Origin of the sequence: Labrys monachus (genome assembly GCF_030814655.1) — a bacterium.
GTDB classification, from domain to species: Bacteria; Pseudomonadota; Alphaproteobacteria; order Rhizobiales; family Labraceae; genus Labrys; species Labrys monacha.
Genome location: NZ_JAUSVK010000001.1, coordinates 2,318,431 through 2,332,691, shown reverse-complemented (window position 1 = coordinate 2,332,691; position 14,261 = coordinate 2,318,431). Strand labels below are relative to the sequence as shown.

General features: G+C 68.6%; 12 protein-coding genes. 2 read left to right on the top strand and 10 right to left on the bottom strand.

Annotated elements, in window-relative coordinates; genetic code table 11:
* Nucleotides 1–92: 92 nt before the first annotated feature.
* Nucleotides 93–1,133, bottom strand: coding sequence for a BMP family protein (locus tag J3R73_RS10545; protein WP_307426059.1), 1,041 nt, complete (start codon nucleotides 1,131–1,133; stop codon nucleotides 93–95).
* 87 nt (nucleotides 1,134–1,220) lie between these two features.
* Nucleotides 1,221–2,510, bottom strand: coding sequence for an amidohydrolase family protein (locus J3R73_RS10540; protein WP_307426057.1), 1,290 nt, complete (start codon nucleotides 2,508–2,510; stop codon nucleotides 1,221–1,223).
* A 180-nt stretch (nucleotides 2,511–2,690) separates the two neighbouring features.
* Here J3R73_RS10540 and J3R73_RS10535 point away from each other — a divergent pair, with 180 nt between their 5' ends.
* Nucleotides 2,691–4,058, top strand: a complete 1,368-nt coding sequence (locus tag J3R73_RS10535) for an aspartate aminotransferase family protein (protein ID WP_307426055.1) — start codon at nucleotides 2,691–2,693, stop codon at nucleotides 4,056–4,058.
* A 12-nt stretch (nucleotides 4,059–4,070) separates the two neighbouring features.
* On the opposite strand, the gene J3R73_RS10530 is transcribed toward J3R73_RS10535, so the two are convergent.
* The 5 genes from J3R73_RS10530 to J3R73_RS10510 form a co-directional block, all read right to left on the bottom strand.
* Nucleotides 4,071–4,967 carry a carbohydrate kinase family protein gene (locus J3R73_RS10530; RefSeq protein ID WP_307426053.1) on the bottom strand — a complete coding sequence of 299 codons (897 nt, stop codon included), beginning with the start codon at nucleotides 4,965–4,967 and terminating at the stop codon, nucleotides 4,071–4,073.
* Complete coding sequence (locus J3R73_RS10525) at nucleotides 4,964–5,992, bottom strand: SIS domain-containing protein (RefSeq protein ID WP_307426050.1); 1,029 nt, start codon at nucleotides 5,990–5,992, stop codon at nucleotides 4,964–4,966. Before J3R73_RS10525 ends, J3R73_RS10530 begins: the two co-directional genes overlap by 4 nt.
* A gap of 4 nt (nucleotides 5,993–5,996) precedes the next feature.
* Nucleotides 5,997–6,845 carry a carbohydrate ABC transporter permease gene (locus J3R73_RS10520; RefSeq protein WP_307426047.1) on the bottom strand — a complete coding sequence of 283 codons (849 nt, stop codon included), beginning with the start codon at nucleotides 6,843–6,845 and terminating at the stop codon, nucleotides 5,997–5,999.
* A complete protein-coding gene (locus J3R73_RS10515; RefSeq protein ID WP_370880074.1) occupies nucleotides 6,845–7,729 on the bottom strand; it encodes a carbohydrate ABC transporter permease in 885 nt (294 codons plus the stop codon). The genes J3R73_RS10520 and J3R73_RS10515 overlap by 1 nt, the downstream gene beginning before the upstream one ends.
* Before the next feature lie 112 nt (nucleotides 7,730–7,841).
* The gene (locus J3R73_RS10510) at nucleotides 7,842–9,047 is read right to left on the bottom strand and encodes an extracellular solute-binding protein (RefSeq protein ID WP_307437261.1); all 1,206 of its coding nucleotides are present in this window, start codon (nucleotides 9,045–9,047) and stop codon (nucleotides 7,842–7,844) included.
* A 257-nt stretch (nucleotides 9,048–9,304) separates the two neighbouring features.
* Here J3R73_RS10510 and J3R73_RS10505 point away from each other — a divergent pair, with 257 nt between their 5' ends.
* Complete coding sequence (locus J3R73_RS10505) at nucleotides 9,305–10,534, top strand: ROK family transcriptional regulator (RefSeq protein WP_307426041.1); 1,230 nt, start codon at nucleotides 9,305–9,307, stop codon at nucleotides 10,532–10,534.
* An 11-nt stretch (nucleotides 10,535–10,545) separates the two neighbouring features.
* Here J3R73_RS10505 and recF read toward each other — a convergent pair whose 3' ends face one another.
* The 3 genes from recF to trpS all read right to left on the bottom strand — a co-directional run bounded on the left by recF (nucleotide 10,546) and on the right by trpS (nucleotide 14,191).
* On the bottom strand, nucleotides 10,546–11,667 hold the full coding sequence (gene recF / locus J3R73_RS10500) for a DNA replication/repair protein RecF (RefSeq protein WP_307426038.1): 1,122 nt from the start codon (nucleotides 11,665–11,667) through the stop codon (nucleotides 10,546–10,548).
* A gap of 259 nt (nucleotides 11,668–11,926) precedes the next feature.
* The gene (gene dnaN / locus J3R73_RS10495) at nucleotides 11,927–13,045 is read right to left on the bottom strand and encodes a DNA polymerase III subunit beta (protein ID WP_307426034.1); all 1,119 of its coding nucleotides are present in this window, start codon (nucleotides 13,043–13,045) and stop codon (nucleotides 11,927–11,929) included.
* Between the two features lie 105 nt (nucleotides 13,046–13,150).
* Nucleotides 13,151–14,191, bottom strand: a complete 1,041-nt coding sequence (trpS, locus tag J3R73_RS10490; protein WP_307426033.1) for a tryptophan--tRNA ligase — start codon at nucleotides 14,189–14,191, stop codon at nucleotides 13,151–13,153.
* Between the last annotated feature and the right edge of the window lie 70 nt (nucleotides 14,192–14,261).

Below are 14,261 nucleotides of genomic sequence, written 5' to 3'. Positions count from 1 at the left end.
GGGCGGAAGAGGACGGGCGCGCCGGCGGACGGGCGGTCACAGACCCGCCCGTCGACCGAAGATCGGCACGCCCTGGGGGAACCCGTGACCGATCAGTCGGAAACCGGGGTGTTCTCGTCGACGTCGACGCGGAAATTGCCGTCCATGATCTCCGCCTTGCGCTTCTCCACGAGGTCCTTGACCTCGGCGGGCAGCGTCCCGTCGAATTTGTGGTAGGGCGCGAGGAAGGAGCCGCCCTTGGCCATGCGGGAGAAGTCGCCATAGTCCTGCGCGGTGAAGACGCCGGCTCGCACGAGCTTGATCGCCTGCTCCACCGTCGGATACATGTCCCAGACCGGACCGGTGATGACGGTGTCCGGGCCGAGATCGGCCTGGTCCGACATGTTGGAGATGGCGAGGATCTTGCGCTCCCGGGCGGCGTCGATCACGCCGAAGCGCTCGGCATAGATGACGTCGACGCCCGCATCGATCTGCGCGATCGCGGCCTCCTTGGCCTTGGGCGGATCGAAGAAGGACCCGATGAACGCCACCTTCTTCCGCACGGCGGGATTGGCTTCCTTGGCGCCGGCGAAGAAAGCGTTGACGAGGCGGTTGACCTCGGGGATGCCCATGGCGGCGACGGCGCCGACGGTGTTGGTCTTGGTCATCTTGCCGGCGATCAGGCCCGACAGATAGGCCGGCTCGTGGATCCAATTGTCGAACACGCCGAAATTCGGCTCGGCCGGCCCGGCGCCGGAGCCGAACAGGAAGGCGGTCTTGGGAAACTGCTTGGCCGTCCTGCGGGCCTCGCGCTCGGCGGCGAAGGCGTCGCCCAGCACGAGCTGGTAGCCGCCCTGGGCATATTCGCGCATGACGCGGCTGAAATCCGCGGCCTGGACCTTTTCGGAGAATTTGTACTCGACGTCGAGTTCCTTGGCGGCCCTGAGCAGCGCTTCGTGGACCTGATGGTCCCAGGGCTCCTCGATCGGCGTGGCGAAGATGGCGGCGACCTTGATCTTCTCGCCGGCAGCCGCGGCCGGCCGGGCGAGGCCCGCCGCCGCGAGCCCGAGCGCCCCGATCTGCACGAAGCGACGGCGGGAGACGCCGCTCTTCGCCGCTTGCGTCCCGATGCCTTCCGATCCGTTCCTCGTCATCGCATGCCCCCTCTGCATTGTTTCTTCGCCGCACCCGGCCCGACTGTGGTCCGGCTTTCGCCGCTTGTCCAGAAGCAAGCTCCCCGCTCAGCCCTTCGGTGCGTAGCTCGCCGGATCGACCGTCGCCGGCCGTCCCGGCAGGTCGAGCCGGGCGAAGCGCGGCGGCGTGCGCGCGATGATCCTGCCGCGGCGCACCACCGCCAGGCGCGTCGCGCGCAGGCGCACCGCCTCGATGGTGTCCTTCGCCTGCAGGAGGACGAAATCGGCGTTGCATCCCTTGGCGAGGCCGTAGCCTTCGAGGCCCATCACCGCCGCGGGCACCTCGGTCACCGCCTCGAAGGACCAGCGGATCGCCTCGCGGCTGGTCATCGGCGCGGCGTGGACGGCCATATGGGCGACGTCGAGCATGTCGGCGCCGCCGAGGCCGTACCAGGGATCCATGACGCAGTCCTGGCCGAGTGCGACGGGAATGCCGAGGGCGCGCATCTCGGGAATGCGCATCAGGCCGCGCCGCTTCGGATAGGTGTCGTGGCGGCCCTGCAGCGTGATGTTGATGAGCGGGTTGCAGACGGCGAAGAGCCCGGATTCCCGGATCAGCGGCAGCAGCTTGGAGACGTAGTAGGAATCCATCGAATGCATCGAGGTGAGATGCGAGCCGGTGGCGCGCCCGCCGAGGCCGAGGCGGTGCGTCTCGGCGGCCAGCGTCTCGACATGGCGCGACAGCGGATCGTCGCTCTCGTCGCAATGCAGGTCGATCCTCAGGCCGCGCCTTGCGGCGATGGCGCAGAGCGCCTTCACCGAGGCGGTGCCGTCCTCCATCGTGCGCTCGAAATGCGGGATGCCGCCGACGACGTCGACGCCGAGGTCGAGCGCCCGCTCCAGGTTGGCCGCCGCCGCGGCGGAGCGGAAATAGCCGTCCTGCGGGAAGGCGACGAGCTGGAGGTCGAGATAGGGCTTCACCTTCGCCTTCACCTCCAGCAACGCCTCGACGGCGAGGAGGCGGTCGTCGCAGACATCGACATGGGTGCGCACGGCGAGCAGGCCCTGGCTGACGGCGAGGTCGCAATAGCGCAGCGCCCGCTCGATCACCGCCTCATGGGTGAGCACCGGCTTGAGCTCGCCCCACAGGGCGATGCCCTCGAGCAGCGTGCCGGACTGGTTCAGGCGGGGAATGCCGAGCGAGAGCGTCGCGTCCATGTGGAAATGGCAGTCGACGAAAGGCGGCGCGACGAGATGGCCGCCGGCATCGATCGTCTCCCCGGCCTCGCCGTCGATCGCCGGCTCGACCGCGACGATGCGGCCGCCGGTAACGGCGATGTCCTGCCCCGTCCGCCCATCCGGCAGCGTGGCGTTGCGAACGACGAGATCGAGGACCATGACGCGACTCCGTGGCGATTGCCGCCATCCGAACAGGCAAGCGCGCGATGCGCAAGCCCCTCCCCGCGCGGACGGCCCGACAGGGCGATGGCGAGCTTCGGCTTGACTCCTGAATTTTGTGATCACAAAATCACGCCATCGTCCCTCCGAGCATGGACATCAAGCTTGCATCAGACGAACATGACGACCGCCCAGCTGCGCGCGCTCGATGCCGCGCACCACCTCCACCCCTTCAGCGACACGAAGGGCCTCAATGCCGAGGGCGTCCGCGTCATCGTCAAGGCCCAGGGCGTGCATCTGTGGGATTCGGACGGCAACAAGGTCATCGACGGCATGTCGGGCCTGTGGAACGTCAATGTCGGCTATGGCCGCGAGGAGATCGTCGAGGCGGTGGCGCAGCAGATGCGCGAATTGCCCTTCTACAACACCTTCTTCAAGACCACCCACCTGCCGGCGATCGAGCTCTCGCGCCTGCTGGCGGAAGTGACGCCGGCCCCGTTCAACCACGTCTTCTTCACCGGCTCGGGCTCCGAATCGAGCGACACCATCATCCGCTTGGTGCGCCATTACTGGGCCGCGCGCGATCGCCCTGACAAGGCCGTCATCATCGCGCGGCGCAACGGCTATCACGGCTCGACCATGGGCGGCGCCTCGCTCGGCGGCATGGGTCTCATGCACGCCCAGGGCGGCCTGCCCATCCCGGGCATCGTCCACATCGCCCAGCCCTACTGGTATGGCGAGGGCGGCGACCTGTCGCCCGACGAATTCGGCCTGTGGGCGGCACGGGAGTTGGAGCGGGCGATCGACGAGATCGGCGCCGACAGCATCGCCGCCTTCTATGCCGAGCCCCTGCAGGGCGCCGGCGGCGTCATCATCCCGCCCGCCACCTACTGGCCGGAGATCCAGCGCATCTGCCGGGACCGCAACATCCTCCTCGTCTCGGACGAGGTGATCTGCGGCTTCGGGCGCACGGGCGAGTGGTTCGGCTGCCAGTATTTCGGCTATGAGCCGGACATCCTGTCGATCGCCAAGGGCATCTCGTCGGGCTACCTGCCGATCGGCGGCGTGATGGTGTCGGACAAGGTGGCCGAGACCATCATCAATGCCGGCGAATTCCACCACGGCTACACCTATTCCGGCCATCCCGCCGCCTGTGCGGCCGCTGTCGCCAATATCCGCATCCTGCGCGCCGAAGGCATCGTCGAACGCGTCCGTGACGACATCGGGCCCTATATGCAGAAGCGCTGGCTCGCCTTGGCCGACCATCCGATGGTCGGGGAAGCCCGCATGGTCGGCCTCGTCGGAGCGCTCGAACTGACGCCGAACAAGGCGACGCGCGCCTCCTGGCCGGTCGAGACCGGCACGGTCGGGCTCATCACCCGCGACTTCTCCTTCCGCAACGGGCTGGTGATGCGGGCGACGCGCGACACCATGATCATCGCCCCGCCTTTGGTGATCAGCCATGACGAGGTCGATGCGCTCATCGCCTGCGCCAAGAAGACGCTCGACGATGCCTGGACCGAGGTGAAGCGCCGCGGCTATGTGTGACCGCCGGAGGCGCTATTTGTAGCGGCGGGGGCTGGTCGACACCGCCAGCGACGCGACGGTGACGCCGCGCGTCACCGCGGCCGCAAGGTCGGCCCCCTCGGCGAGGGCGGCGAAATAGCCGGCCGAGAAAGTGTCGCCCGCGCCGATGGTGTCGACGACATCGACCGCCGGCGCGGCGATGTCGACATGATCGGCGCCGCGCCACGCCATCGCACCCCTCGGGCCGCATTTCACCACCAGCGTGGCGCCGGCCGGCAGCAGAGGCAGGATCGCCGACGCCGCGCAGGCGGGCGTGTCGGCGCCCGACAGGCCCTTCGCCTCGATGTCGTTGATGAGCAGATGGTCGCATCGGGCGATCCAGCCCCGGACCCTCGCCCGCACCGCCTCGGTCCAGCCGCCGTCGGGCCAGCCGGTGTCGAGGGCGATCCGGTATCCCCGGCCGCACAACACGCCGATGAGCTGGTCATAGTCATCCAGCAGCGCCGGCGTGACGAAGGGGCCGACCAGCAGGACCATGCGCCCGCCGCCCTCGTCGTCGAGCTGGGCGAGCACATCGGCGAGGGTGAAGGCGTGGAGATGGCCGGTCGTGGTGAGGAAGGTGCGCTCGCCGTCCGGGTGGCCGATGCCGACCGAGACCGTCGTCGGCGCCTCGGCCCTCGCCCAGGCGGCGGCACGCCGCCCGAACGGCTCGGCCAGCCAATGCCCCAGTACGTCGTTGCCCCGGCTGGCGACCAGCCGGTAGTCGACGCCCAGCGCTTCGAGGGCGAGGGCGGTGTTGCCGGCCGCGCCGCCGACGCGCAGCTCACTGTTCGGCAGGATCACCTCGGTGCCCGGCTGCGGCCAGGGCGCCAGCGGCCCCATGACGAGGTCGACATTGACATTGCCGATCAGGATGAGGGCTTCGGTCATAGTTCGGTCGTGACCTTGGTGGACCGCACGGGCTCTCCGACATGGCGCACCCGGCGGGCGGCGAAGGTGACGAGCAGCGTCTGCAGCGCCGGCAGGACGGAGAGGATCGCCGCCATGCCCTCGGCCTTCGGCAGGGCGAGGGTCACGGCGTCGGCAACCGGCGCCTCGCCGGAGACGTCGAGCACCACGACCGGCGATCCGGCGGCGCGGCAGGCCGCGGCGAGGCCGGGGGCGAGCGCCGCCGACGAGCCGGCGGCACGCAGCAGGACGACGCCGGTGTCGGCCGAAAGCATTTCCATCGGGCCGTGGCGCAATTGCCCGCCCTCCAGGCCGAGCGCCGGCAGGCGGGCGAGCTCCATCACGCAGAGCGCGCCGGATTCGGCGACGCCCTGCAGTTCGGCGCGGCCCGACAGGACGAGCGCAGCGCTCGCGGCGAGGGCCGCCAGCGCCGCTTCGAGCGGCGGCAGGACGGGCGCCTGGAGGATGGCGAGGGCGGGCTCGGCCGCCATGCCCAGCGCCTTCAGGACCGCGAGGTGCAGGGCATGGCTCACCAGGATGCTGCGCGTCGCCGCGAAGGCCCGTTCCGGACCGCCGACGCCGACGAGCGAGGGCAGCCGCGAGCCGAGCGCGCTTTGGGCGTCGAGCGTGAGGCCGAAGCGCTCCTGCCGGCCCGCCGACCGGTCGAGGAAGGCGACGACCTCGCCCGAATTGCCGGACTGCGAGGTGACGAGAACCGTGCGCGGCCGGTCGGGCTGCGGCGTGATCAGCAGCTCGGAGAGCACCTCGGTCTCGACCTCGATGCCGAGGCGCCGGTAGAGCACCGCCGCGGCGCGGTTCACCCAATGGGAGCCGCCCATGGCGGCCAGGGTCAGGCGGCCGGTGAGCCCGATGCTGTCGGCGATCCGCTCCGCCATGACCCCGGCGCCGTGGAAGGAGGCCAGGGCGTCGGCGTGCTGGCGCGCCATTTCCGCTTCGATCATGGCCAGCCCCGTGCCGGGCACGAAGGCGGTCGTTTCGGTGTTCATGAGGTCAACCCTTGACGCTGCCGGTGGTGAGCCCCGCAACCAGAGATTTCTGCAGGACGAAGGCGATCAGGACCGGCGGCAGCGCGGTGAGCAGGCCGGCCGCCGAGACGAGGCCGAAATCCGTCGCACGGCCCGCGGCGAAATCCGCGATGGTGACGGTCAGCGTCTTGGCGTTCTGATTCGAGGTGAAGAGCAGGGCGTAGAAGAAGTCGTCCCACGCCAGCAGGATGGCGAACAGCGCCGCCGTGGCGACGCCGGCCCGCGCATAGGGCAGCGTCACGCGCCGCAGCGTCTGGAACACCGAGGCGCCGTCGATGGCGGCAGCGCTTTCGAGTTCGCGCGGCACCGCATCGAAGGCGGCCTTGATGAACCAGGCGGTGAAGGGCGTCAGCATCGAGCAATAGACGATCACCAGGCCCAGCACATTGTTGAGCAGCCCCAGCGCCGACAGCAGGAAATAGAGCGGCAGGATCAGGGCGACGGCCGGCGTCATATAGGTGGCGAGGATGACGTAGAGCACCGTCGCGACGCGCCCGTCGCGATAGCGCGAGAAGGCCCAGCCCGCCGGCACGGAGACCGCGAGCGCGATCACCGTCGCGCCCACCGAACTCAGGAGGCTGTTGCGCAGAGCCATGAGGAAGGCTTCGCCCAGGCTGTTGGCGTTGAAGGTGAACAGCCGGGCGTAGTGCGAGAGATCGATATGCTTGGGAATGAGGGAGAGCGGCTTGTCGGTGAGGTCGGCCGGCAGCGAGACGCTCATGACGCCGAGCCACAGGATCGGGGCGAGCGTCGTCACCAGGAACAGCGCGACGCCGAGATAGACGAGAACCGTCGCGAATGGGCGGCGCACCATCACGAGGCCTCCTGCCGCTTGAGCAGGCGCACATAGACGCCGACGAACACCATGCAGATCAGCACGACGATCAGGGCGTAGGAGGCGCCGGAGCCGACGCGCATGAAGCGGAAGGACTCCTCATAGACGAAGAAGCTCATGGTCTTGGTGGCGCTCGCCGGTCCGCCATGCGTCATGACGTAGAAGATGTCGAAGACCTTGAGCGCCTCGATCGAACGCAGCACCAGCGCCACGAGGAGCGGCGGCGCGATGATCGGCCAGGTCACCACGCGGAAGCGATGCCAGGCATTGGCGCCGTCGAGCGTGGCAGCGCCGTAGAGTTCCGCCGGCGCCGATTGCAGTGCCGCCAGCACGATCAGCGCGACAAGCGGATAGTTCTTCCAGACATCGGCGAGGATCACCGCATTCATGGCGCTGCTCTCGACCCCGAGCCAGCTGCGATAGCTGCCGATGAGCCCCGTCTGGCTGAGCACGGCGTTGAGCACCCCGAAGTCCGGCTGGTAGACGAGCCGCCACATCAGGGCGTTGACGATGGTCGGCAGCGCCCAGGGCAGCACCAGCAGGGCCCGGCAGAAGGTTCGCCCGTGGAATTCCTGGTTGAGCAGCAGCGCCACGGCGATGCCGAGCAGCGCCTCGGCGCTGACCGAGACGAGCGTGAAATAGACCGTGCGGCCGGCCGCGGCGAGGAAGTCGGCGTCGGTGAAGACATAGGCGAAGTTTTCGAGCCCGATCCAGTGGGCCGAGCCCGGCCCCGCCATCAGCCGCGTGTCGGTGAAGGCGAGCCAGATCGTGGTCACCACGGGATAGCCGACGGCCGCGAGCACGACGACGAGCATCGGGCCGAGCAGGAGCCATGGCGAGGGCATGCCGATGCGGCCGCTCATCATCGGGAACAATCCATGGGTCGCCTGCCGGAAAACACGTCGCGGAGGATGGGAAGGCACGGTCCCCGCCTTTTCCGGTATCGGAAGAGGCGGGGACGTTCGCGAGCGCGGGTCAGCGGATGCGCGCCGCATCCTTGGCGGCCGCGGCGAGGGCATCCTCCGGCGTCGCCTTGCCGGCGAGCGCGTTCTGGATCTGCGTCTGCAGGATGGTCGACAGTTCCTGGTAGCTGGCGACCATCGGGCGCGGCGTCATCAGGCCGATCGCGACGTCGGCGGACTGCACCAACGGCTCCTGGCCCTTGGTGACGGCGGGATCGGTGTAGGACGCCTTCCAGATCGGCAGGCTGAGCTGGGCGTATTTGTCCTGGACCGGCTTGGAGGTGAGATAGGCGATGTATTTCCAGGCGAGATCCACCTTGGAGGAGCCGGCGGTGATGCCGAGCGCCATCGAGCCGTTCACCGCCGACGCGGCGGTCTTGCCCTCGACGCCGGGCGCCGGCTCGACGCCGACCTTGCCGACCACCTTGCTTTCGGCGGGATCATTGGCCTTGCCGTACATATAGGTCCAGTTCAGGGCGAAGGCGGCGTCGCCCGCCGAGAACACCTTGCGGACGTCCTCTTCCAGATATTCCTTGGAATTGGGGTTGGAGACGCCGTCCTTCAGCGTCTGCACCATGTATTTCAGCGCATCGAGCGAGCCGCCCTTGTCGAAGGCCGGCTTGCCGTCGTCGAAGAACTTGCCGCCATAGGCCGCGGCGATCGTCACATAGTCGCAGATGACCGCCTCGGCCTGCGACCAGCTCCACACGATCGGATATTGGACGATGCCCTTGTCCTTGATGATCTTGGCGTCCTTGGCCAGTTCCTCCCAGGTCTTGGGCGGCGCGGCGATGCCGGCCTTCTTCAGCATCTCGGTGTTGTAGAACAGATATTTGGTGTCGAGGATCCAGGGCATGCCATAGGTCTTGCCGTCATAGTCCACGGTCGCCCAGGCACCGTCGAAGATCTGCGAACGGTCGAGGCCCTTGAGCCTGTCGGTGACGTCGACCAGGACGTTGTTCTGGGCGAAGGCGGCCGGCCAGATCACGTCGTAGAGCACGACGTCGTAGCCCGCGCCGCCGGCGGCCTTGGAGGCGACGATCTTGTCGTAGAGCGCCTCATAGGGCACGAATTCGAGGTTGACGGTGACGCCCGGATTGTCCTTCTCGAAGGCAGCCGTCATCGCCTTGACGTCGCTGTCGCTATAGGCGGCCTGCGCCATGAACAAAGCGTTGAGCGTTTCGGCGGACGCCGAGGACATCGCGCCCAGCGCCGCCATGGCGAGACCGGCGGCTGCGCCGGTACAAACGCTTCGCAAACCCAACCAACCATCCGACCAGGAACCAGACATTGCAACTATCTCCCGCTTGCAATTTCCGCCAAGCCCCAGGCCCGGCGCTGATGAAAAGTTTCGAGCTGCGCCCCGCTTTGATATGTCTGGTCGCGTCAGCCAGGGAAAAATTATTAACTCAATTTGTTTGAATGTAAATGTCCCGTCATACTCCGCGCGGTGGTCTGGTGAGCGGGATGGAACGGATGTCTGGGTATGTCGCGAGGACCGGGAGACAGGCTGGCCGAAGCGCGGCGGGCCGGAGCGTCGCCGGCACCAATCTCGAACATGCCCGCTCGCACAACCGGCGCGTGGTGCTCGACGTCGTCCGGCGGCTCGGGCCGCTGTCGAGGGCCGAGATCGCACGCGAGACCGCGCTCACCAACCAGACCATCTCCAACATCGTCGACGAGCTGGAGCTCGCCGGCTTCCTGCTGCCGGGCGTGCCGACCCGGGAAGGGCGCGGCCAGCCGCCCATTCCCTATGGCATCAATCCGGAGGGGGCCTGGTCCCTCGGCTTCCATGTCGACCACCGGGCGATCACCGGCGCGCTGGTCGACCTTACCGGCAGGCCGGTCGCCCTCAGGGAAGTCGCCGCGCAGCGGCCCTCCCCGCAGGATGCGGCGCCGATCCTCCGGCGCCTCGCCGACGAACTCGCCGCCGAGGCCCGGATCGAGCCCTCGCGCCTGCTCGGAGCCGGCCTCGCCCTTCCCGTGCGCTTCGACGTCGGCGCCATCACCACCGCGGGGCCGACCACCCTGCCCGGCTGGGACGGGCCGGACATGCGCCTTCATCTCAGCCGGACCCTCGGCCAGCCCGTGCTGATCGAGAACGACGCCATGGCCGCCGCCATCGGCGAGCGGCTGCACGGGGCGGCCCGCGACATCGACAGCTTCGTCTTCCTCTTCCTCGACCAGGGCCTCGGCGCCGGCCTGTTCCTCGGCGGCCAGCCCTGGCGCGGCGCCTCGCTCAATGCCGGCGAGATCGGCCATATGATCGTGGTGCCCGGCGGAAGGCCCTGCCCGTGCGGCAATCGCGGCTGCCTGGAGCGCTACGTCTCCCTCAGCGCCGCGCAGGAATTCCTCGCCGACGACCCCGCCTCCGATACGGCGATCGACCTCGCCGCCGCATCGCCGGAGCGCCTGGAGCGCTGGATCGACGAGGCGGCACCCCATCTCGCTGCCGCCGTCAACATCCTGGAATCGACGCTCGATCCCGAGACGATCCTGCTCGGCGGCGTCGCGCCGGCGGCCCTGCTCGCGCGGCTGATCGAAAAGGCGATGCCGCTGCCGATGTCGGTCGGCTCGCGCACGGGCCGCGATCGGCCGCGCCTCATCGCCGGCGCCGTCGGCCGCCACACCGTGGCGCTCGGCGCCGCCTCGCTGCCGATCTTCGACGAGATCAATCCGAGGTTCGACGTGCTGCTGAAGCGGTAGGGGGCGTCCCCCTATCGTCCAACATGGCCCGGCGTGACCTTGAACACCGCCGCCTCGCCGGCGAGGGCGTCGAACACCGAGGGGTCGGCGCCGGTGAGCCAGACCTGCGCGCCCGAAGCCAGCAATTTGCCGTAGAGCGCCTCTCGCCGGCTCGGATCGAGATGCGCCGCCACCTCGTCGAGCAGCATGATCGGCGCCATGCCGGCCAGGCGGGCGACGAGCCCGGCATGGGCGAGGACGAGGCCGAGCAGCAGCGCCTTCTGCTCGCCGGTGGAGGCGCGCTCCGCCGCGATGCCCTTGGGACCGTGGACGACGAGGAGATCGGTCAGATGCGGGCCCTCCAGCGTGCGGCCGGCGGCCCGGTCGCGGGCGCGGCCCTCGCGCAGGATGCGGCGATAGCGTTCCTCCACCGCGACGGCGGGCTCGTCGAGCACCGCATTCTCGATCGCCCCGTCCAGCGCGATCTGCGCATGCGGAAAGGGCGAGGACGGATCGATCTCCTCGCCGATCAGGCCGGCGAGGCGGCGCACCGTGTCGGCGCGCGAGGCGGCGACGGCGATGGCGATGTCGGCGATCTCATGCTCGGCCGCCTCCAGCCAGCGCTGGTCGGCCTGGGGATCCTCGAGGAGGCGGTTGCGGGCGCGCAGCGCCCGTTCCAGGGCGTTGACCCGCGTGCCGTGGCCGGCATCGACCGCCAGCACCAGGCGGTCGAGGAAGCGCCGCCGCTCGCCGGCCGGGCCGGAAAACAGGCCGTCCATCGAGGGCGTCAGCCAGACGAGGCGCAGATGGTCGGCGAAGGCCGCCGCCGAGGAGACCGGCTCGCGGTCGATGCGGTATTTGCGCGGGCCGGGCTCCCCCTCGATGCCGGTGCCGAGATGGACCGGGCCGAGGGCCCCGTCGGCTTCCGCCGCCACGGCGAAGCTGCCGTCGCCCTCCTCGCTCGCCATGTCCGCGAGATCGGCGCGGCGCAGGCCCTTGCCCTGGGTGAACAGCGACAGCGCCTCCAGCACATTGGTCTTGCCGGCGCCGTTCTGGCCGGTCAGCACCACCATGGCCGCGTCGATGGCGAGATCGAGCTTTCGATAGGAGCGGAAGGCGGTGAGGATCAGGCGGGTGATGCGGGGCGCGATCATGGGACAAACATGGGAGCGCGGACATCCTGTCCGGAGGCGCTGGATAAGCGGATCAGCCGCCTTCTCCCGGCCGGGAAAAGGTCCCGGCAGGGGGATGAGGGACTGATCTTTGACAACAAGGGTCCGACAATCGCGGTTGAATAGTCGAAGATTAACCCCTCATCCGGCGCCTTGCGCCACCTTCTCCCATTCGGGAGAAGGAAACTCGCGCTGTTTCTGCAGACCTGACGCCAACCGACAGGCTGTCCGCACTTCCCGCTCAAACCCGCATCGGCATCAGCACGTAGAGGGCCGAGGCCCCCTCGCGGTCCTGCACCAGCGTCGGCGAGCCGGGATCGGCGAATTTCAGCAGCGCGGTATCGCCGTCGAGCTGGGCGGCGATGTCGAGCAGATAGCGCGAATTGAAGCCGATATCGAGCGGGGCGGCATCGTAGTCGACCTCGATCTCCTCGGTCGCCGTGCCGGAATCCGGATTGGTGACGGTCAGCACCAGGCGGCCGTCCGCCAGCGATAGCTTCACCGCGCGGCCGCGCTCGGAGGAGATCGTCGAGACGCGGTCGACCGCGGCGGTGAAGTCGATCCGCTCGACGACGAGGCTCTTGTCGTTGCCGCTCGGGATGACGCGGGCGTAATCGGGGAAGGTGCCGTCGATCAGCTTGGAGGTCAGCACCACCGGACCGACGGTGAAGCGCACCTTGGCGGCGGACAATTCCACCGACACGATCGCTTCGGCATCCTCCATCAGCTTCTGGATCTCGCCCACCGCCTTGCGCGGCAGGATGACGCCGGGCATGCCGGCGGAACCCTCGGGCGCGGGCAGTTCCACCCGGGCGAGGCGATGGCCGTCCGTCGCCACGGCGCGGATGCGGATGTCGCCGTCGACCTCGAGGGTGTGCAGATAGATGCCGTTGAGATAATAGCGCGTCTCCTCGGTCGAGATCGCGAACTGGGTCTTCTCGATCAGGCGGCGCAGATCGGCGGCCTTGAGCTCGAAACGATGCGGGAACTCGCCGGCGGCGAGGTCGGGGAAATCGGACGGCGGCAGCGTCTGCAGCGTGAAGCGCGACCGCCCCGAACGCACGATCAGCTGCGTCGCCTCCCCGCCGCCTTCCAGCGAGACCTGCGCTCCGTCCGGCAGTTTGCGCACGATGTCGTAGAGCGTATGGGCCGGCACCGTGGTGGCGCCGCCCATGGTGACGTCGGCGGGCGAGGATTCCACCACCTCGAGATCGAGGTCGGTCGCCTTCAGCAGGAGGCTGGCGCCCTGCGCCTCGATCAGGACGTTGGACAGGATCGGAATGGTGTTGCGCCGCTCGACGACGCGATGAACATGGCCCAGCGATCTGAGAAGGGCGGTCCGTTCGAGCGTAACCTTCATGGAATGCGTCCTGGCGTAGCGAACCGCACGCGGCCGTCGGGGCCGCGTGCGGTCAAAAGGGCGAAGACCATGCCGCCCCGCGCGCGGAAAGGCAAGCGCCTGCGCCTAGCGGGACCGGATAAAGCCGACGATATCCTTCACCGAAGCCATGATCGGCGCCGCGATGGTCCTCGCCCGCTCCGATCCGTCGGCGAGCACGGCGTCGATATGGGCCGGCTCGGCCATCAGGCGCTTCATTTCGCCGGCGATCGGCGCGAGCTGGGAGACGGTGAGGTCCGCCAGCGCGGTCTTGAAGGTCGAGAACTGGCCGCCGCCGAACTCGGCGAGGACCTCAGCCACCGTGCGGCCCGACAGCGCCGCGAAGATCGCCACGAGGTTCTCCGCCTCGGGCCGCCCTTTCAGCCCCGCTTCCTCGCCCGGCAGCGGCTCGGGATCGGTGCGCGCCTTGCGGATCTTGGAGGCGATGGCGTCGGCATCGTCGGTCATGTTGATGCGCGAGAGATCGGACGGATCCGATTTCGACATCTTCTTGGTGCCGTCGCGCAGGCTCATCACCCGCGTCGCCGCGCCCTGGATCAGCGGCTCCGGCAGCGGAAAGAACCCGCCATTATGGCCATGAGAGGCGATCGACTCGGCGAAATCGTTGTTGAACTTGGTGGCGATGTCGCGCGCCAGCTCGAGATGCTGCTTCTGGTCCTCGCCGACCGGCACATGGGTGGCGCGGTAGACCAGGATGTCGGCGGCCATCAGGGCGGGATAGGCGAACAGCCCGACGGAGGCGGCTTCCCGGTCCTTGCCCGCCTTCTCCTTGAACTGGGTCATGCGGCTGAGCCAGCCCATGCGGGCGACGCAATTGAAGACCCAGGCCAGTTCCGCATGCTCGGCGACCTGGCTCTGGTTGAAGACGATATGGGCCTTGGGATCGATTCCGGCGGCCAGGAACGCCGCGGTCACCTCGCGGATGGCGTTCTGCAGGCCCTTGGGATCCTGCCACACGGTGATGGCGTGCTGGTCCACCACGCAATAGATGCAGTCATGGCTCTTCTGCATCTCGACGAAGCGCTGGATCGCGCCGAGATAATTGCCCAGATGCAGGTTGCCGGTCGGCTGGACGCCCGAAAAGACGCGCTCCGCGAACTTCGTCATGGCAGGAGGGTTCCGTTTTTGCTGCTGCGCTTATGGCGGGCAGCAGGCAAAGACGCAAGTGCGGGGAATT